Consider the following 19,648-nt stretch of genomic DNA (forward strand, 5'->3'; position numbering starts at 1 on the left):
CGGTTTATTCAGCAATTTCATGTCTTTGCTGTGAAAACGCCGGAGCCTGCCGCCGCAATGACCTCTGCCGGCGACCCGGTGGAGACGAGGAGGGCCGTGGCCGCTGCCCGGTTGGCGAGCACGGCTTTTTGGTTGATCCCGCCCTTCTCGGTCAATTCTCCGGTTTCCGCCAGGGGCGGCGTCGCGAGGAGCAGAAGCCGCGCGACCCGTCGAGACGAGCCGCCAGCGGCCTCAGCGAAATCGTCCAGCAGCGCTTGAAATCTGGCCCGAATGGCGGGATGCGTGATGATCTCAGCCGGTGTCGCCCCTGCGTCAGGGCTGAGACGCCTACATGCTTCGAAATCCGGGAACACCAGCGCCCCGGCGAAGGCAGCACCCTCGCCGGCGATCACCACATCTTTGGCATAGGGCGCGAAAGCGGCGAGAAAGGCCTCGCGCAGAGGTCCGGCGCTGACCCAGGTGCCTGTCGCGAGCTTGAAGTCCTCATTGATCCGTCCGTCGAAAGCAAAGCCCAATTTGGGTCTCTGTGGTTCGGCGAGGCGCAGGGCATCGCCAAGGCGAAAGAACCCTTGGTCGTCGAAAGCCTGCGATGTGGCTTGCGCGTCGCGCCAATATCCGGGTGTTACATTCGGGCCCTTGACCCGGACTTCCAGTTTTTCGCCATGCGGTACCAGCTTTAGGTCGCAATCCGGCAGCGGCAGGCCGACACCCCCGTCCCCACGAATGAATGGCGTCCAGAATGTTGTCGCTGGGCCCGACTCGGTTGCGCCATAGCCGCTCATCGTCACGATCTTTTCGCCGCAGGCGGCCAGCGCTATGTCGTTCCAAGCGTCATAGGTCGCACGCGCAAGCGGCGCGCCCGCGAAAAACGTCAGCCGCAAATTGCGAAAGAAATTTGCTGCAAGCGTTCGGTCGTGGGCGAGATGCGGCAGAAGCGCTTCAAGACCGGCGGGAACGTTGAAATGCAATGTCGGCGAGACATCGCGCAGATTGGCGAGCGTCGTTGCGATGCCTTCCGCCGTCGGCCGCCCGCCGTCGATATAAAGCGTGCCGCCGTGCGCGAGCACGAGATTGAAATTCTGGTTGCCGCCGAAACTATGGCTCCAGGGCAGCCAATCGACGAGCACGGGCGGCTCGCTCGCGAGAAAGCGCAGCACGTGCGCGATCATCGCCTGATTGGCGCAAAGCATTTTATGCGTCGTGACGACGGCCTTTGGCGCGGCGGTCGACCCCGACGTGAACATGAATTTCGCGATCGTCTCAGGACTGATATCCGCATGGGCGCGATCCAGCGCTGAGGTTTCTTTAGTCGTCAGGAGAGCGTCGAAAGTGTTCGCGCCGGGCGCGGGCGATGTGCAAACGAGGCGTGGCATCTCCGCCGCCAGCGATGCGAGCGCCCGGGCATAAAGCGCACCATCGTCCACGAAGACAAGGCCGGGTGTGAGCAGATCGATAATGCCGCGCAGCCGCGCAAAATCCCGCGAGGCGAGAGAATAGGCTGGCGAGAGCGGCGCATAGGGAATGCCCGCATAAAGCGCCGCGAGGCCGAGAAGTGCATGCGCGATGCTATTGCCGGAGAGGATCACGAGCGGCCGCTCGGCGCTCAGGTCGCGTCCCAGCAATGCCTGCGCAAGTACTCGGGCTTTGTGGCGCGCTTCGGAATAGGTGATCGTTTCCCAGGCGCCGTGCCGCCGTTCGGCGAGGAAAATATGATCCGGCCGCAGCGCTGCCCAGCGATCGAGCCAGAGGGTCGCCTTCGCCTCATAATTTTCGAGACCGAACGGCGAACGTGCGTAAAAAATGCCGTTGCGTCCGGGCTCGATTGCGACGTCGAGCGGACCGAGATCGACAGGGCGGAAAGCGTCGGTCGGTGATTTGGCAAGAGCGGGGTGGGACATCTGCGCTATTTAGCAGTTCGCGGGGCTGGAGGAAGAGGTTGCGAGGGGGCTTGGCTGCCTCTATGGTCGCGCCGCCGCGGAGCGGGATGTGAAAAAGCCGGTACCGGTTTTTCGCATAAATCTCGCTCCATTTATTCGATCTTTGGCCCCGCGGCACTTCGAGGGGCCGATCTCCACGTTTTGGGGCGTCGCCAAGTGGTAAGGCAGCGGATTTTGATTCCGCCATCCGGAGGTTCGAATCCTCCCGCCCCAGCCACCTTAAAGCTTTGATATAAAACGCATTTTGTCGATCGCTTCCATCGGTTTTCAAAATTCCCGGTTTTCTCCACGCGACATAGGACGACTCCAAACAGCCCGACGTTTGGGCGCGATTTGAGGCAAAATAGTCGCCGTTCTCAGCGGGCATTTGGGGGGCGGATGTCGGACGGCTACGCCTACAAAATTACCGAATGCGATGTGCCCAGGAGCGACATGCGACGTTGCAATCGTATCGCGCCAAAAGACGCTTATGGCTCGCGTGGATCAGTCATGACGAGCACCACGCGATATGGACGACTCTGTCTTCGATGGTTTGGACGGATGCCGTCTTCAAAAGCCTGACCAGTTTCGCTCTTGGCAACGACGACAATACTTCAGGAATGTAGCGCGACGGACGGTACTTGCGGTGTAGGCCTCGTTATAAAGTCGCCGTGTCGCAGGATCGGCCAGATTGAAGGCCAGATTTTCGGCGATGACGGGATTGTCGCCACTGCGGAAACGTCTTTCTTTGTGCGCTTTGTAAGCATCGCTACCAATGAAAGCTTGTACTTCCGGGCGTTGAAGCAGCCTGTAGATGTCGTAATAATGGCGCATGAAGTTGACAGGAAACTCTTTGGTTTCCTGCTGTCGCCGAAATTTTGTCGAGACCGTCTGCAATTTCTCGACAAATGTATATCCGGGATCGTAGCAATCCACCCCCTTCGCGCGGTTGTCGATGATCGGCGTCCGGCCAGCGGCATAATCATACAGCCAGGAACTGATGTCCTTTTTACTGTTCGGCGTGACATCGTCGAAGCCGAGTTCAAGCAGGATGCCCGGTTTGAGACCTTGTAGTGATCTGGCGCTCGCTTTGTAATAAAGGCGTATGCCGCCGCTCGTCAGGGTGGCGTTATCGAACGCCGTGTCGCGTTGGACGCTTTCTATGCCGTCAATGAGGATCGTTTCCGCCAGCCAGTCGTAGAATTTCCTACGGCTGTCTATGTGAGCCGTCTTGGTCTGATTACGTCCTGTTCTGACATCCTGATCCTGGGGTGGCTCGACGCGAATATCGATATCTTCCGAGAACCGGTCGATGATCTGAAACCCCTTCGAAAGCGACGTACCACCTTTCAATTCGAATTTCAGACCAAGCTGCTGCAACCCATAAAGGCAATGCATCAGCCAGTAATCTTTTTCTACCAGCGCGGGATCGATGCCGCGCTCCGCAGCAACGATCGCGATGAGGTCGGCAAATTGCGGATGGTTATGAAGAAAATCAGCCGGCATGCGGCGCCATGCCGGCCGTCAAGGCTTCGGCAAAAAACTTCTGGGTTTGCACATTGCCATACGCGCGCGCGGCGCGTTTCAGGCGCGGCGCATCGAATTCCGCCGCACGCGCCTTAACGCGAGCAAGCACTTCGCCTTTGCTCTCAGCCAGCCGGTCGAGGTTGTTGACAAGATCGACAAGCAAAAATTCCTTGTTCGCGCTTTTCGGAAAGCTCGGCTTGACACGAAAATCGAAGTTGCGACCGCCCAGCGAGAATTGACCGTGACGCTTATGATTATAAACGACGGTCTTGTCATAAAGCTAGGTCGTCCCCACGCCGAGGCTGTTGTACGTATTTGGTGAGGCCAGCAGAAAACGCTTATCTTTCAGGAAAGTCGCCGGGCGTTTCTCGGATAGGGGCGGAGGTCTCGAACAGGGACCTATTCGATCGACGCGTGTGACTCATGCATAGCGGAATACTCATCGGTTCGATTCGTCGTTCAAAGACGACCTGCTCTGACGATTCGCGCTTCAACTAAGGCAAAGCAACCCGGGACGCGGCCGTTCCGCGCTTTATTCCGGTTATGCACAAGTCGGCGGGCGTTTTTCCATCGGCCTAGACGCTATCAGGCGCGATTGGGCGTGCAGATCTGCACCTGGTAGAGAGGGGACACTGACCGACGCGGTGGAGACGGAGCAATCGCGGCAGCGTGACTCCTTACGCCCAATCTAATGCATTCATCCGCGGGTGGAGCGGCGATCCTTCTGGCGCGCGGTTTCGGCAAGCAAGGCCTCTGTCACGGCCTCACATGCAAGCTTGACGTGTTCGATTGCTGCCGCGCGCGCAGACTCCGGGTCACGCCCAACGATCGCTTGCAGGATGGCTTTCATTTCCCGACTGCTATTTTCGGCGCGCCCAGGCTGCGACATAGACTTTGACCTCAGGAACGTAATCCGTGCGGTCAGCATGTTCAGCATTTCCTGAATGGTGCGATGCCCGCAACCGGATAAAATATGTTCGTAGAACTCGCGCGTCGCGCGAATTTGCTCGCCAAGAAGTTCTTGTTCGGCCGCCAAATCAAAATCCGCCAACGCCCGCGTCATCGCCGCAATTGCGTCCTCCGTCGCGCGCGAGACAAACAAGGCGACAGCCTCACCCTCGAGCAAGGCGCGCGTTTCGTAGATTTCCCTGGCCTCCTCCAAAGTCAGGCTCGGAATATACGATCCCTTTTTGGGAACGATGATGAGCAGCCTTTCAGCCTCGAGGCTCCGCAATGCTTCGCGCAGGGATGGGCGGCTTACGCCGAGACGCGCGCACATATCCGCTTCGACGAGACGATCACCTGGCTGAAACATCCCGGAAATGATCGCCTCACGGAGGTTTCGGACGGTCTGAGTCTGAATGCTTTGGGTCGAAACCTTAAGGTCCATTATTCCGCCTTCGACGGGCAATATTGAAATACGATTGTCGTTTCGGGCCTTGACGATCCGTGCCCGTCGCGCCTGCGTGCATACGCGCTGTATTGAGGAATGCCGAACCAGCAGTCGAGTCGCAGTGGATCAAGCGCGAGCTCCGGCGACCGGCTCACGGCCAGGATGGCGAAATTATTCACGTTCCCGAGAGCCCCGCGTCTGGCCTAACCATATCGTGCCCGCTGCGCCGGAATTTCGTGATGCGATGATAAGCGTTTCGCTCATTCGATAAGCGCCTTGCTTAATAAATATCGGGCAAACCCGTGATCGCCGAATACCTGGATCTGTAGGGGCGCGAACCGCCGGGGCCGCGCTGTTGACTTCGCATTTTTTTTCATCGAACATATTCATCAGCATACTGACGAAATTGCAATTTGAAAATGCGCGTCCTGAATAACGGCATGGAACCTGCGAAGCGGCGGCGTTACAATTTACGGTGTTTCGGTGTTGGACAAATTCAAAGGGCATAGATGAGTAAGCTGAAAATTAGCCTCGCTTGCGGGAATTACGATAGAACCCAAGCCATTCTCAGCGGGCGCGTTCCGATCGAGGGTTGCGACGTCACCTTGGTGCCGCTGGAGCCGGAAGAAGCATTTCATCGCGCGTTCCGGTACGAAGAATTTGACGTCACCGAAATTTCCATGAGCAGTCATATGATGACTGTCGCGCGAGGAGACAACGCCTATATCGGTATTCCGGCCTTCATCTCACGCGTGTTCAGGCAATCTGGAATTTATATCCGGACTGATCGCGGCATCGTCAAACCGGAGAATCTGCGCGGTCGCCGGATTGGTGTCCCGGAATATCAGATCACTGCAAATGTCTGGATCCGCGGTATTCTGCAGGACGATTATGGGGTGAAACCCAGCGAAATTACGTGGCTGCGTGGCGGGGTTGAAGAGCCGGGGCGCGGTGAAAGAGCGCCAATCGCTCTGGGCGAAGATATAGATCTGCAACAGATTCCGGATGACAAAACGTTGTCGGAGATGCTCGAAGCGGGCGAGATCGACGGCTATATCGGAGCACGCGCGCCGTCTTGCTTTCTGCGCGGTACCCCAAATGTCGGGCGGCTATTTGGCGATTACCGTATGGTCGAGGAAGAATATTTCAAGCGTACGCGCATTTTCCCGATCATGCACATGGTTGGCATTCGACAAAGCCTCGTTGAGCGTAACCCGTGGCTTCCGGTCTCCGTCATGAAAGCCTTCATCTGCGCCAAGGACATTGCGGTGAAAGAGCTCAATGAAATTTGTCATCTGGCTGTAACCCTGCCCTGGATGGTCCACAGTTTCAACGAAGCCCGCTCGATCATGGGCGCTGATTATTGGCCTTACGGGCTTGATGCCAACAAGCATGTCATCGAGACGTTCGCGAGATATCACTTCGACCAGGGGCTTTCCAAGCGCAAGGTGGATCCCGTTGAGCTGTTTTCTCCCTCAGCGCTTGATCTGTCGAAAATCTAGCCGGCGCGTTGACGGGGAGGGGCGACCTTGGCGTTCAAATTTGCGGCGCATGTCGATGATCTGCGAGATGATGAGCCGTTCGGCATCGAGATAAACGGCGAACCCATCGCCCTTTATCGCATCAGTGGCGAGGTGTTCGCGACACACAACATCTGCACGCATCAATATGCGCTCCTTTCGGAAGGATATCTCGATGGCGATTGCATTGAATGTCCGCTTCATCAGGCATGTTTCGACGTCCGAACAGGCGCGGTCGTGTCCGGGTCGGCCGAAACATCCCTAAAAATCTACCCCGTGCGAATCGAAGACGACGACATTCTGGTCGACGTCTAGCCGCAGAATCCGCGCCTCCAACGTCGCAAGAGAGATCGAAAATGTACTCCTCCGAAGTTTTGTTTGGCGCCCAAACGCTGCCGCAAAAAAACCGCTCGATTGCAGATCTGGAATGGCCTGCGGAAGGGCTTCAGACAATTCCTGACTGGATCTACACGAGCGAAGAAATCTACGCGCGTGAGGTGGAGCGAATCTTTCGGGGTAAAACATGGAATTTCGTGGCGCTTGAGGCCGAAATTCCATCGCCGGGCGATTTTAAGCGCTCCTACGTGGGCCCGATTCCAGTCATCGTCAGTCGCGGCGAGGACGGAAGCGTCAGTGTCTTCGAAAACCGCTGCGCTCATCGGGGGGCCGAACTATGCCGCGAGAGCCGCGGCTCGGTGAAGGAGTTTGTCTGCCCGTATCATCAATGGTCATATGACCTGAAGGGAAACCTCCAAGGTGTTCCCTTCAAGCGGGGTGTGAATAAGCAAGGTGGGATGCCCCGCGATTTCGATAACAAACAGCACGGCCTGTTAAAGCTCACGATCGCCTGCCGGAACGGGGTCGTGTTCGCTTCGTTCGATCCCGAAACGGAGGATCTCGAAACCTATCTGACGCCGGAAATAATCAAGGATTTCGACGCGGTCTTTGGCGGGAAAAAGTTACGCATTCTAGGGTTCTACAAGAATGAGATCCCGTGCAACTGGAAAATGTATCACGAAAATCTCAAGGATCCTTATCACGCGACGCTTCTTCATTCATTCCTCGTCGTTTTTGGTCTCCTTGTCGCCGGCAATAAATCGGCGATGATTGTCGATAGCGGCGTTGGACGGCACGGCACCATGGCGTCGGCGAAGAGCGACACGCTCTATGCAAAGGTGACCGATGAAAACAAGAAGGAGATGCGCTCATTCCATGAGGGCATGCAGCTTCGCGACGAGAGACTCCTCGATTTCGTGAAGGAGTTCGAGTCCGAATGGTCCGTCACCATGCAGACCATCTGGCCTAATCTAATCGTCCAGCGCGAGATGAATACGCTCGGGGTGCGCCACATCGTCCCGAACGGTCCTAATAGCATGATCATGCTGTGGACGATGTTTGGATACGAGGGTGACGACGACGAGATGGTGCGCCATCGCCTTCGCCAGGGAAATCTAATGGGGCCCGCCGGTTTCCTCGGTCTTGAGGATAATGAAGCGATGAAATTCGTGCAGGAGGGGATGCGGCGGTCCGTCAGCGAACGCAACATCCTCAAACTCGATGGCGACAAACTCGGAACTGCCGACAGCCTAATTTCCGAGGCGGCAATTCGCTCGATGTATAAACATTACCGTGAAGTTATGGGTTTGTGAGATGTTGAAAGGGTTCGAGAAGGAAAGTTTTTCTGCGGAGGATGGACTGCAGGCGCGCTACGAAGTCGATGCGTTCCACGCGGACTATTGCGCCGTACTTGATGAGAACAATATCGAGCAATGGCCGGAGTTCTTCACCGAAGATTGCTTCTATCGCGTCACCGAGCGCGAGAATGCTGATCTTAATCTGCCGGTGGGCCTCGTCTATGCGGAAGGCCGCGCGATGCTGCAGGATCGCGCCGTCGCAATCGGTCGCACGCAGATGTTTGCGCCGCGAAATCTTCTGCACTTTATCTCCAATATTCGGATTCTCGCCGTTGGCGGGGGGTCGATAACGTCGGTCGCCAACTACCTTCTCCTTCAAACCCTTATCGAAGGTCCGACGACCATTCATCAGGCGGGGCGCATATACGACAAATTCATCCGGTCGGAAGGGCGCTTGCTGATCAAAGAAAGGCAAGCCGTCTACGACACTGCAATCATTGCCAACGATCTTGTCTATCCGATCTAGAAGTTGAGAGGGTTTGCATGGGCCGGATCAGGAAAATCGCTATCGAGGAGCATATTATGGCTCCGGGATTCGATGAATATACACGAAGCTTCAGCAAGCATATCGACGCCGCTGCGGCCGCGCATCTCGCTGCCCAGCTATCCGACTTCGCGGGCGTGCGTCTCGATGAGATGGATGCAGCGGGGATAGATTTCGCGATCCTTTCACAAGCCGCGCCGAGCGTTCAGGCCGAGAGCGACGCGTCAATAGCGCTCGCCAAAGCTAAGCGTGCCAACGATTTCCTTGCGGAGAAGATCGCAACACGAGCGGATCGCTTCGGTGGCTTTGCTACGCTGCCGATGCAGGATCCGAAGGCGGCCGCGTGCGAAATGGAGCGGTGCGCATGCGAATTCGGCCTTCTCGGCGCGCTGGTGAATGGCCAGACGGGCGGCGTCTATTACGACGATCCCGCGTTCGATGTCTTTTGGGAAACGATGCAATCTCTTGATGTCCCGCTTTATCTCCATCCCGCGAATCTGTTTTCTGTGCCCGCGATGTATCGCGACTATCCAGTAATCGAAGGCGCGGTTTGGGGCTGGGGCGTCGAAACAGCGACGCACGCGCTGCGGCTTCTTTTCGGCGGTGTCTTTGACCGTTTCCCAAAGCTCAAAGTAATTCTCGGGCATATGGGCGAGACGTTGCCGTATTTGCGCTGGCGTTTCGACAGCCGCTTTTCAGTTTACACGCACGGCGTGAAACTCGCGCGCAAGCCTTCGGAATACATTGGATCGAACATCCTCATCACGACGTCAGGTGTCTGCTCTGATGCGGCGCTCATGGGCGCGATCGGTGAAGTCGGTATCGATGCCGTGATGTTCTCCGTCGATTATCCGTATGAGTCGATACCCGTTGCGGCCGATTGGATTGACGCTGCACCCATTTCGGAAACCGCCCGCGCCGCGATTTGTCACGGTAACGCTGAACGGGTCTTCAGGCTGCCCCCAGGAGGCAGCAAGAGTGCAACAGGCTCAAGGCGGTCGACAGCAACGGTATAGACGCAAGTTTGCTGGAGGTTATCGGGGGGCGAGAATGAGCACGTTTAATTATGGCGCGCAGATTCATGCCAACGGCATTCGCCAACATTATCTGCGCTTCGGCGCTGGGAGAGCCGCGTTCGATCCGGTCATTCTCATTCCGGGCATTACGAGTCCGGCGATAACCTGGGCTTTTGTCGGCGAACGGCTTGGTCAATCGTTCGATACATACATCGTAGATGTAAGGGGTCGCGGCCTGTCGCAATCCGATGATGACCTGGATTACAGCCTTGATGCGCAAGCCGCCGATTTGAATGCCTTCGCCGAGGCATTGGGCTTCAAATCCTACAATATCCTCGGCCATTCGATGGGAGCGCGCATCGCCGTGCGCGCTGCGAGGATGGCACCGGAAGGCAAGAAGCGCCTCGCATTGGTCGACCCGCCGGTGTCCGGGCCCGGGCGTAGACCTTATCCAGCCGCTTATGATTGGTATGCTGATTCGATACGGCTGGCGTGTGCAGGCGCCGACGCGAATGCGATGCGACCATTCCTTCCAAGTTGGCGCGACGATGAACTCGCGCTCAGAGCCGAATGGCTTCCAACCTGTAATGAACGCGCGGTACATATTAGTTTTGACGGCTTCCACGTCGACGACATCCACGCCGACATGCCTTTCCTGAAGGCGCCCGTTCTGCTCATGACAGCCGAGCGCGGCGATGTCGTGAAGGATGAGGACGTCGCTGAGATCGGCGCGCTTATTCCGCAATTCGAAACGTGCCGGATAACGGGCGCCGGACACATGATCCCTTGGGATAACGAAGCAGGCTTTCACGAAGTCATCTCGGGTTTTTTTACGCGGCCTTGAGCGCCGTCTTTGGAATCGTCGTTCGCGGCCGGCGCATCCGGCTTGAGAAGCGTAGGGGGCAGACGTGGCGGTAAGCGATTTTCAGATGATCGAAGCCTGGAAGCAGGTGCTCACCTTGTCGAAACTGCGTTCGGGACAGGTTGTGACAATTCTTTCGGGCGCGGACACACATCCCCAAACGTTAGCTGCCGCGCTCATCGCCGTGCAAAGCTTCGGCGCGATCGTTAATCGGCTCGATCTCCAGCCGATCAACGGCGAAAAGGCGCATAGCCGTGACGCACTCTCCTACCTCGGCACGACACCGCTTACGGGAAACCGAGCCGCGATCGCGGCGTTGAAGGCGAGCGATCTCGTTCTCGATCTGATGACACTGCTGTTCTCCGCCGAGCAGCATGAAATCCTCAAAGCCGGCGTAAAGATTCTTCTGGCGGTCGAACCCCCGGAAGTTCTGGCGCGTCTGGTTCCGACCGCTGACGATCGCAAGCGCGTTCTGGCGGCGAGCGAAAAGCTTGGGCGCGCCAAACTCATGCATATAACCTCAGCCGCTGGCACGGATTTCTACTGCCCATTGGGCGAATTCGGCCCGATCAGCGAATACGGATTCGCCGATGAGCCGGGACGCTGGGATCACTGGCCAAGCGGCTTCACGCTGACATTCCCGAACGACGGTCAAGCCTATGGGCGCATCGTGCTCGATCGCGGCGATATCCTACTGCCGCAAAAGGACTACGTTCGCGAACCGATCGAAATGACGATCGAGGGCGGGTATGCCCGGCGCATCGAGGGCGGTGTCGATGCCGAGCTTCTGCGCGATTATATGGCGGCGTTCAACGACCCCGAGGCATTTGCAATCTCCCACATTGGCTGGGGACTGCAACCCCGTGCGCGCTGGTCGACGCTCGGCCTTTTCAACCGTGAAGCGACGATTGGCATGGATGCGCGCGCCTTCGAAGGCAATTTCCTGTTTTCGCTTGGGCCAAACAACGAGGGCGGGGGAAACCGGTCGACGACCTGCCACATCGACATTCCCCTGCGTGGTTGTACGGTCGAACTCGACGGCGAGGCGGTTGTCCGCGACGGCAAGGTTCTCGACCGCGTCGCCCATGCGTGACACGGCTGATATCTTTTCACGCCAGGGCTTCGGCGCCTCGTTTGCGTCTTTGCCTCCCTATGGGCTGCTCATCGTTGATTTCGTCAACGGCTTCGCCGACCCAGACATTTTCGGCGGAGGCAATATCGCGCCGGCCATCGCGCGCAGCGGAAGGCTTCTTAGTGTCGCGCGCGAGTGCGGCCTGGCGATTGCGTACTCGCGCATCGTGTTTTCTGATGACGACGCCGACGAGAATATTTTTTCGCTAAAAGTACCCGGTCTCCTTTCACTTAAAGAGGATGAACTCGCCAGTCAGATTGTGCCGGTGCTAGCACCTCAGCGTGGCGAACTTGTTGTCCGAAAAAATGTGCCGTCGGCATTCTTCGGAACTTCGCTGGCCTCGTGGCTCACGCAGCGCGGCGTGCGGACTCTGGCTGTCGCGGGATGCGTGACCAGTGGATGTGTACGCGCCAGCGTGGTGGACGCGATGTCGTTCGGTTTTCGGCCCGTGGTCATTTCGGACTGCGTCGGAGACCGAGCGGAGGGCCCGCACGCGTCGAGCTTATTCGATATGGCGCAGAAATACGCCTTGGTCATGCCGCGCGACGAGTTTCTTCCCCTTCTCCACGTGATGAACAGGCGTTGAGGCCGTCATGGAATTAGCTTCGTCGGATCAGATGATTGATCATGCTGGGACCGTTCTGACGTCTCGGCTGCGGTTGGTTTTCGCGTCAGCCTTCGGTGCACTGCTCGAATGGTATGATTTCTATATTTATGCCGCGCTGGCCGGCAATTTGAGCGTTCTGTTTTTCGCACAGGGGAACTCGACGATCGCGTTCCTCTCGAGTCTTGCGACTTTCGGCGTGGGCTTTCTAGTTAGGCCGATTGGTGCGCTCTTTTTCGGCAGACTGGGCGATACGATCGGACGCAAATATACTTTCCTGATGACGATCGTTCTGATGGGGGCTGCAACAATCGGCGTCGGGGTCTTGCCATCCTACGCTCAGATAGGCGTCGCGGCTCCGATATTGCTCGTGCTGTTGCGGCTTTTGCAGGGTTTCGCCCTCGGCGGCGAGGTTGGCGGCGCGGCGACCTATCTCGCCGAGCATGCGCCACCGAAACGGCGTGGCCTTTATACGAGTTCGCTGCAGACAACGGCTACGCTCGGTCTTTTGCTCGCGATTGCTGTCGTTGCCGTGATCCGCATGTCGCTCAGCCCAGAGGCATTCCAGCAATGGGGATGGCGTGTGCCATTCCTAATCTCTGGCTTCTTGCTCATTGTTTCTCTGCGATTACGTCTCAAGCTGGCCGAATCGCCAACTTTCCAGAAGCTTGAAAGCGAGGGCCATCTGTCGGCGGCGCCGATCGCCCGCAGCCTGGGACGCTGGGAAAACGTGAAGCTTATTCTCATCATGCTCTTCAGCAGTGCCTCGGGGATCGGCGTGATATTCGGAACGGGGCATTTCTTCTCGATGTTCTTCCTACAATATACGCTCAAGCTTCCGCCCAATCTCGTCAGCCTGTATTTTGCGATCGCGCTCGTTTGCGCAGTCCCATTCTACTTCATTTTCGGTGGCCTCTCGGATCGTATCGGCCGGAAGTGGATTATGATGATCGGCTGTCTGCTATTCAGCGCAAGCGTGCTGCCGATTTTTGGCGGTCTTACTCATTTTGGTAATCCGGCGCTTGAGCACTTCCGACGGACGACGCCTGTCGTCGTCCATGCCAGTCAGTGCCACGGCTGGATAAATCTGGGGGCGCAGAGCGAATGCGATCGCGTCCGCTCTTTTCTCACCACGACCGGGGTTGTTTATCGCGTCGAGCCGCCCAGCTCAGCGGTAGTCTCGGTCACGGTGGGCTCGGTTAGCCTTCCGGGGCACGATATTCCGGCCATTACGAGAGGGCTGCAGCAAGCGGGGTGGAGCAATCACGCCGATCCCGCGCGGATCAACGCCGCCGGCGTCGTCGTTCTCATGTGGATTCTCGTTCTTTTCCTGACGATGATCTATGGGCCCGCGGCGGCTTTCATGGTCGAGCTATTCCCGGCCGACGTTCGCTACACGTCGCTATCGCTGCCCTTTCATGTGGGCGCCGGATGGTTCGGCGGCATGCTGCCTTTGGTCGTTGCAGCTCTCGGCGCCGCGAGCGGCGATATCTATTTCGGCCTTTGGTATCCAGTCGGCGTCAGCGCGGTCTCCTTCATTATCGGCGCGCTGGCGATGCCAGAGACATTGCGCATGGATATAAACCGATATACGCCCGCCTCTACTCGAAGGCTTTGACGGACGTCCGACCGTATTGATTATTGGCCTCGACAAGTATCGTCATTAGCTCGACGAACTTGATGCGGGCGGCCACAGGTAACGGCTCGAGGAGCCTCGTCTGTGCCTCGCGCATCTTACCATACATCTTTTTCATCAGCCGGCTGCCCTTGGGCGTGATGTAAGTCAGCTTATGGCGGCCGTCGGCCTCGCTTGCCTCGCGCTTCACCATCCCACGCTGTTCGAGCCGCCTCAGGACATCCGCCATCGTCGTCCGATCGACGCCGAGCTCCAGACATAAGGACGTCTGGTCGAGGCCCGGACGTTCGGACAATGTGGTAAGCAGCCCATATTGAACGGGCGTGACGATGAACTCCTGGCAGCACTCGAAGAATAGGGCGTGGTGAATCTGGTTCAGCCGCCGGATCAGATAACCGGGTCGCTGCCATAAATGTCCGGTCGGCAGTTCAATTTCGCCGATATCGGGCACGACTTGGGCACGATCCTTCGCATTGATGCGAGGCTCATGGGAAGATCGGGGACGGGTTTTGGAGCGGGGGGTTGGCACGGAGAACTGCCCAGGCAATGTTGCGTATTTACAACGAATTTCGAAAGTAAGGCAACGGCTATATGTGGGCATCCGGCACAACACAAGCCATATCACATCATCTTCCAATGTGATCAGCGCCTCACTAAGGAAATTGGCGCATAACTCGGGCGAGCTAGCGATCTGTGATGTCTCTGGACGCTGACCGCCATGGGCTTGTCAGACGAGCTGACAATGCCTGCGTCTTCGTCTCGGTTAGGTAGGCACGCAATTTGCCTCTTTTCGAAGTGGGCGGAGACTTCGTGGCCTCTGCCCAAAGCAAAAGCGCGCGTTGCTGCATTTTCTGGCTTCCTGCCTTCGAAAGGTATCTCGACATGACGTTGCCCGCATGTACATTGTTTGTCAGTGTACTGACGAAATGCAATTGGCCTGACGATGCCGGTAGGATGCCACGCGAGCTACCATGCCGCCATCGGCAAGCGCGTCGACTCATAACTAGAGCGATGGGGTAGGGGCGGTGCTTCAGCTAACTGAGCGGCGCACGACGACCGTGGCACCGGATTATCATGCCCAGTTAAGGGACGTCTCTCGCGTCTTCGAGCGGCCTCGTCAGGCGCCGTTGCATGCCATGGGTCCGGTGACGATCGACTTTGTGCGCGGCGAATTCTTCACCGTTGTCGGGCCGTCTGGCTGCGGCAAGTCTTCTTTGCTGGAAATCATCGCCGGACTTGCGCTGCCGACATCTGGAGAGGTGATTTTCGAGGGGCGGCCGCACAAAGGGGTGCCGGAAGGCATCGGCGTTATATTTCAGGAAGACGCGTCATTTCCGTGGTTGACCGTCGCCGACAACGTCGCCTTTGGTTTGCGCCGCAACGGAACGGATCCAGCGGAGACGAAACGCCGGGTCGATCATGCGCTCGGCTTAATGGGCCTTCGTGAATTCGCGCGCGCCTATCCGACGCATCTCTCTGGCGGGATGCGCCAGCGCGTCTGCATCGCGCGAACGCTTGTCATGCAGCCGCGTTTCATTTTGCTCGACGAGCCATTCGGGGCTCTGGATCAGCAGACGCGCCTCATCATGGGCGATGAACTGCTGAAGCTTTGGCGCGAAACACGCGCCACGGTTCTGCTGATCACTCATGCGCTCGACGAAGCTGCCATGTTGTCGGACCGTGTCGGCGTCATGTCGGCACGGCCAGGCCGCGTCATCGAATGCGTCGAGACAGGTTGGCCGCGCGACCGGACAAGTGAAATCCTAAGCGATCCAACCTTTGCCAAGATCAATGCGCAGCTCTGGCGCTCCTTACGCGAAGAGGCGATCAAGCTCATCGGCGAGAATAGGGTTTAAGCTGCATGACGAGAGTAGCCTTTCTGCGTATGCTTTTTATCGTGCTGGGAATCGCAATCGTCGAAGGCCTTTGTCGGTCGGGCATAATCCCGGCGATGGTCCTACCGGCCCCATCGCAAATCGCAGCATCGCTTTATGCGCTGCTTCAGGCAGGAACGTTTACGCAAGCCATCGTTTCGACATTCGCCAGCGTCGCAATTGCGGCGCTCATTTCGATTGCCGCGGGCATCTTAATCGGGGTGTCGGTTCATCGGCAACAACGTTTGCGCGCAATTGTCGCGCCAATCCTCGACAGCTATTACGCGGTCCCGACGTTTCTCTTCTATCCGATCCTTATTCTGTTTCTGGGCGTTGGCCGCGCGGCCATCGTCGGGATTGCCGTCATCATGGCCGTTGCATCCATGATTATCGCAACGCTCAATGGTCTGGACGCCGTCCCCCGCGTGCAGAAGCGAACGGCGCGAATTTTGCGGCTCAATGAGGTCCAGACCGCATTCCACGTCACGCTTCCGTCGGCAATGCCCTACCTCTTCACCGGCATCAAGCTCACAATTGCTTATGCGTTTATTGGCGTCATCGCATCGGAATTCATCATGTCAGGCAATGGCATCGGATATGAAATATCCAATGCTTACAACACATTCGACAATCAAACGATGTACGGCCTGATGCTGCTGGTCATCATTGTAGTCTGTGTCGTCAACGGATTGATGCAATGGTTTGACGTCCGGTTACACGCGAGGAGAACCAGATGACTTCGCGCTTGACTTACGCTGGCGATATCTTCGCTGTCGGACTCGTCGGGCTCGTCATCTGGCAGGGCCTTCATTGGGCGCTGGGCGCGGGCGTCCTCGCATCTCCTAAGAACGTGTGCGCCGCTCTGGCTGAGACGCTCACGCACGCCGGATTCTGGGAGCACGCAAGTGCGACTCTCAGAGCGCTTGCGGCGGCCTCGGTTTTGTCGCTGCTCGGGGGCATTTTGCTCGGCGTCCTGCTGGGGATCGCGTTGACCGCAGGAGCGGTGTTCGAGCCCATTCTTGTGAGTTTCTATGCACTGCCGAAAGTGACGCTCTATCCGCTTATTCTCCTCACGTTCGGATTGGGGCTGTCGGCGAAGGTCGCGTTTGGAGTCTTGCACGGGTTGATTCCGGTTTGCCTGATGACGATGAATGGCGTGCGCCAGATGCCGCGCGCTTATTTACGCAGCGCGCGTGTGCTGCAACTGACTCCGATGCAAACGACGCTGCATATCGTCATGCCCGCCGTGTTACCGACGATCCTCTCGTCAGTAAGGCTAGGGTTTTCCTTGAGCCTGCTTGGGGTGCTGATCGGCGAAATGTTCGCTGCAAAGGCGGGCCTCGGATTTCTGATCATGAATGCCATTGCCATGAACGACATGGCAACGCTTCTCGCACTGACATTTTTGCTCTTTGCCTTCGCGATCTTCGTGAACTGGGCGTTGGGATTTATGATCAACCGCATAATCGTCCGTCGGCTGGGCGACGCGGCGAATGGATAGGAAAGGCATGATGGCCGAGAAAACCAAGACACATGCATATTGTTACGACGACCTGCGCGGATGGCTCGCTGCGGCGGATGAGCTCGGCGAAGTTCGTAATATCTCCGGCCTGTCGTGGGAGCGGGAAATCGGAATGGCGAGCGCGATTCTGCAGCGCGACGGGGCGGCGCCGTGCGGCTTGTTCGACGACATTCCCGGAGTGGAGAAGGGCTTTCGCGTCCTGACGAATCTCTTTGGCGGCCGCCGGGCCAGTGTGACTCTCGGCTTTTCCGCTGGGCTGACCCGTTTTCAGCTCAGTGATGCGTTTCTCAGTGTCTACAAGAATCCGAACAACAAGCCCGTGCCGCATGTCATCGTCGAGTCGGGGCCGATTTTTGAGAACACCTATTTCGGCGTAGACGTCGATCTGAACATTTTTCCCGCGCCGCAATGGCACGAAGAAGATGGCGGCCGCTACATCGGCACGGGTTGCTATTGCGTCACGCGCGATCCCGAAAGCGGCTGGCTGAACCAGGGCACCTACCGCGTGATGCTACACGGCAAAAATAGTGTCGGCATCTACATATCACCCGGCAAACATGGCCGCATGCATCTCGATAAATATATGGAGCGCGGCGAGAAAATGCCGATCGCCGTCGTGCTTGGCGGCAACCCCATGCAATTCCTGCTGACAGGAAACGAGGTTCCATTTGGCGTCTCGGAATACGACGTCTTGGGTGGCCTCTACGGACGTCCCGTCGAATGCGTGAAAGGCCGGATCACAGGGCTGCCATTTCCGAAAAGCGCGGAGATTGTCCTGGAGGGCTGGATCGAACCCGGCGACGTACGGGAAGAGGGTCCGCTCGGCGAATGGACGGGATATTACGCGTCGGGCTCTCGTGCAGAACCCGTCATGCGCGTTGAGGCTGTCTATCATCGCAATGATCCGATCATTCTCGGTTGTGTCCACGAAGTCGGACCCACAGAATATTCGCGATTTCGAGCGGTCACCCGATCGGCGCTTCTAAAGGAGGCGCTGAAGGCGGCGGGCATTCCAGACGTTTCGGCGGTCTGGGCGCATGAGGTCGGGGGCGCCCGCATGCTTCTAGGTGTGGCGATCAAGCAGCGCTATGGCGGTCATTCGAAGCAAGCCGGCCATGTCGCCTCGCAATGTCAAGCGGGCGCCTATGCCGGCAAATATGTCGTTGTGGTTGACGATGACATTGACGTGTCGAATCTCGACGAACTTCTGTGGGCGATGCTGACTCGGTCTGATCCCGCAAGTTCGATTGACGTTATCACCGGCGCTTGGTCCACCCCGCTCGATCCGCGCATACCGCCCGACCAGCGTGCACGCGGCGATTTCACCAACAGTCGTGCGATTATCGACGCCTGCCGGCCGTACGCTTGGCGCGATCAATTTCCCAAGGTCAATCTTCCGCCCCGAAACGTTCGTGAAGAAGCGCAGGAAAGATTCGGCTGGATGGTCGCGCCGCCGCAAAAACAATCAAACGTCATCTAGAGGGTATTCATGATCAAGAATTCAATGACACGATTTGCGGCAGGCTTCGTCGCGCTCTGCACCTTGGCCTCCACCGCCGTGATGGCCGACGATATCTCGGTGACGCAATGGGGCGCGAGTCTCACGGGGCTGCCCTATATCGTCGCGTTGGAAAAGGGGCTTTTCCAGAAAGGCGGCGCGAACGTCACCGGGGTCATAGGCTCAGGGGGCGGTGGATCGACGGTGCGGAATATCCTCGCCAGTCCACTTCCTTATGGCGAAGTATCGCTCGACGCGGCGGTGTCTGCAAAGCAGCACGGTCTCGATATCATCATTGTGAATATCGGCACACGGCGACTGCCGGGCTCGTCGGTTGTCACTTTGGAGCCGGCGATCAGGAGCCTGAAGGATCTGGCCGGCAAGAAGGCCGCAATCACGACTCCGAGGTCCGTGTCCGAAATGGCCTTTGTCCTCGGATTGAAACAGGCGGGTGTGACGATCGGCGATGTGACGCGGGTTTCAGCGGGCGGCTATGCGCAGGGCCTGACGATGCTGGATCATGGCGCGGTGGACGCCGCGTCCCTCATCGAACCCCTCTCCTTGTATCAGCAAGGCAAATATAGGGAGGTTACAAGCCTCATGAACACGCTTCCGCCTATGGTCATCACAGTCGGAATCACAACACGCTCCTTTGCCAAAGCCAATCCACAAGTCATCCGCGCGATTATCGCGGCGCGCGAGGCCGCGGTGAAGGCGGTGTATGCCGACCCAAAGGCGGCGCTTGCAAGTCTCGCCGGCTCGCCTGCTTATAAAATTCCGCCGGCGATCGCAGCCCAGACGCTTCAACATATGATTGCAGGCCGAACGCTGAGCGAAGGCGCATTTAATCAGGCGGAACTCGATCGAACGCTTGAAGGATTGCGGCTTGTCGGCGCCGTCGAAGGCGATGTTGATTGGAATGCGCTCATCGACAAAAGTTACCTGCCGGAGGATCTCAAGGGCAAGTAGT

General features: G+C 57.6%; 19 protein-coding genes and 1 tRNA gene. 15 read left to right on the plus strand and 5 right to left on the minus strand.

Translation table 11 applies throughout. The features are described from left to right. Positions 1–17: 17 nt before the first annotated feature. Positions 18–1,898, minus strand: coding sequence for a feruloyl-CoA synthase (locus WDN02_RS07200; RefSeq protein ID WP_337292839.1), 1,881 nt, complete (start codon positions 1,896–1,898; stop codon positions 18–20). A gap of 181 nt (positions 1,899–2,079) precedes the next feature. Here WDN02_RS07200 and WDN02_RS07205 point away from each other — a divergent pair. After that, positions 2,080–2,154: transfer RNA gene (locus WDN02_RS07205), tRNA-Gln, on the plus strand. 332 nt (positions 2,155–2,486) lie between these two features. Here the strand turns inward: WDN02_RS07205 and WDN02_RS07210 are convergent. The 3 genes from WDN02_RS07210 to WDN02_RS07220 all read right to left on the minus strand — a co-directional run bounded on the left by WDN02_RS07210 (position 2,487) and on the right by WDN02_RS07220 (position 4,833). After that, complete coding sequence (locus WDN02_RS07210) at positions 2,487–3,422, minus strand: nucleotidyl transferase AbiEii/AbiGii toxin family protein (RefSeq protein WP_337292840.1); 936 nt, start codon at positions 3,420–3,422, stop codon at positions 2,487–2,489. After that, complete coding sequence (locus WDN02_RS07215; protein WP_337292841.1) at positions 3,412–3,606, minus strand: hypothetical protein; 195 nt, start codon at positions 3,604–3,606, stop codon at positions 3,412–3,414. Before WDN02_RS07215 ends, WDN02_RS07210 begins: the two co-directional genes overlap by 11 nt. A 534-nt stretch (positions 3,607–4,140) precedes the next feature. Next, on the minus strand, positions 4,141–4,833 hold the full coding sequence (locus WDN02_RS07220; RefSeq protein ID WP_337292842.1) for a GntR family transcriptional regulator: 693 nt from the start codon (positions 4,831–4,833) through the stop codon (positions 4,141–4,143). A gap of 611 nt (positions 4,834–5,444) precedes the next feature. On the opposite strand from WDN02_RS07220, the gene WDN02_RS07225 reads away from it, so the two are divergent. The 9 genes from WDN02_RS07225 to WDN02_RS07265 all read left to right on the plus strand — a co-directional run bounded on the left by WDN02_RS07225 (position 5,445) and on the right by WDN02_RS07265 (position 13,766). Continuing rightward, a complete protein-coding gene (locus tag WDN02_RS07225) occupies positions 5,445–6,338 on the plus strand; it encodes an ABC transporter substrate-binding protein (protein WP_337294886.1) in 894 nt (297 codons plus the stop codon). 27 nt (positions 6,339–6,365) lie between these two features. Then, positions 6,366–6,671, plus strand: coding sequence for a non-heme iron oxygenase ferredoxin subunit (locus WDN02_RS07230; protein ID WP_337292843.1), 306 nt, complete (start codon positions 6,366–6,368; stop codon positions 6,669–6,671). Positions 6,672–6,712: 41 nt separating this feature from the next. Next, positions 6,713–8,005, plus strand: coding sequence for an aromatic ring-hydroxylating dioxygenase subunit alpha (locus WDN02_RS07235; RefSeq protein ID WP_337292844.1), 1,293 nt, complete (start codon positions 6,713–6,715; stop codon positions 8,003–8,005). A 1-nt stretch (position 8,006) separates the two neighbouring features. Beyond that, positions 8,007–8,516, plus strand: a complete 510-nt coding sequence (locus WDN02_RS07240) for an aromatic-ring-hydroxylating dioxygenase subunit beta (RefSeq protein WP_337292845.1) — start codon at positions 8,007–8,009, stop codon at positions 8,514–8,516. A gap of 56 nt (positions 8,517–8,572) precedes the next feature. Beyond that, positions 8,573–9,550: an amidohydrolase family protein gene (locus tag WDN02_RS07245; RefSeq protein WP_337292846.1), complete on the plus strand. Its 978-nt coding sequence runs from the start codon at positions 8,573–8,575 to the stop codon at positions 9,548–9,550. A gap of 34 nt (positions 9,551–9,584) precedes the next feature. Continuing rightward, the gene (locus tag WDN02_RS07250; protein WP_337292847.1) at positions 9,585–10,394 is read left to right on the plus strand and encodes an alpha/beta hydrolase; all 810 of its coding nucleotides are present in this window, start codon (positions 9,585–9,587) and stop codon (positions 10,392–10,394) included. 85 nt (positions 10,395–10,479) lie between these two features. Then, positions 10,480–11,505 (plus strand): 2,5-dihydroxypyridine 5,6-dioxygenase, encoded by a 1,026-nt coding sequence (locus tag WDN02_RS07255; protein WP_337292848.1) that lies wholly within the window; start codon positions 10,480–10,482, stop codon positions 11,503–11,505. Continuing rightward, positions 11,498–12,130 (plus strand): isochorismatase family protein, encoded by a 633-nt coding sequence (locus tag WDN02_RS07260; protein ID WP_337292849.1) that lies wholly within the window; start codon positions 11,498–11,500, stop codon positions 12,128–12,130. Before WDN02_RS07255 ends, WDN02_RS07260 begins: the two co-directional genes overlap by 8 nt. Before the next feature lie 7 nt (positions 12,131–12,137). After that, entirely contained in the window at positions 12,138–13,766 is a 1,629-nt protein-coding gene (locus tag WDN02_RS07265) for an MFS transporter (RefSeq protein ID WP_337292850.1), read from the plus strand. Here WDN02_RS07265 and WDN02_RS07270 read toward each other — a convergent pair. Continuing rightward, the gene (locus WDN02_RS07270) at positions 13,750–14,235 is read right to left on the minus strand and encodes a MarR family winged helix-turn-helix transcriptional regulator (protein ID WP_337292851.1); all 486 of its coding nucleotides are present in this window, start codon (positions 14,233–14,235) and stop codon (positions 13,750–13,752) included. The two genes, WDN02_RS07265 and WDN02_RS07270, sit on opposite strands and share 17 nt — an antisense overlap. A gap of 574 nt (positions 14,236–14,809) precedes the next feature. On the opposite strand from WDN02_RS07270, the gene WDN02_RS07275 reads away from it, so the two are divergent. The 5 genes from WDN02_RS07275 to WDN02_RS07295 are packed head-to-tail and all read left to right on the plus strand — an operon-like array spanning position 14,810 to position 19,647. Continuing rightward, positions 14,810–15,640, plus strand: a complete 831-nt coding sequence (locus WDN02_RS07275; protein ID WP_337292852.1) for an ABC transporter ATP-binding protein — start codon at positions 14,810–14,812, stop codon at positions 15,638–15,640. A 5-nt stretch (positions 15,641–15,645) separates the two neighbouring features. Then, positions 15,646–16,395 carry an ABC transporter permease subunit gene (locus tag WDN02_RS07280; protein ID WP_337292853.1) on the plus strand — a complete coding sequence of 250 codons (750 nt, stop codon included), beginning with the start codon at positions 15,646–15,648 and terminating at the stop codon, positions 16,393–16,395. Beyond that, positions 16,392–17,159, plus strand: a complete 768-nt coding sequence (locus WDN02_RS07285) for an ABC transporter permease subunit (protein ID WP_337292854.1) — start codon at positions 16,392–16,394, stop codon at positions 17,157–17,159. The genes WDN02_RS07280 and WDN02_RS07285 overlap by 4 nt, the downstream gene beginning before the upstream one ends. Positions 17,160–17,166: 7 nt before the next feature. Next, positions 17,167–18,660 (plus strand): UbiD family decarboxylase, encoded by a 1,494-nt coding sequence (locus WDN02_RS07290; protein WP_337292855.1) that lies wholly within the window; start codon positions 17,167–17,169, stop codon positions 18,658–18,660. Between the two features lie 9 nt (positions 18,661–18,669). Then, on the plus strand, positions 18,670–19,647 hold the full coding sequence (locus tag WDN02_RS07295; protein ID WP_337292856.1) for an ABC transporter substrate-binding protein: 978 nt from the start codon (positions 18,670–18,672) through the stop codon (positions 19,645–19,647). Position 19,648: the final 1 nt, after the last annotated feature.

This window comes from Methylovirgula sp., assembly GCF_037200945.1.
Lineage (GTDB): Bacteria > Pseudomonadota > Alphaproteobacteria > Rhizobiales > Beijerinckiaceae > Methylovirgula.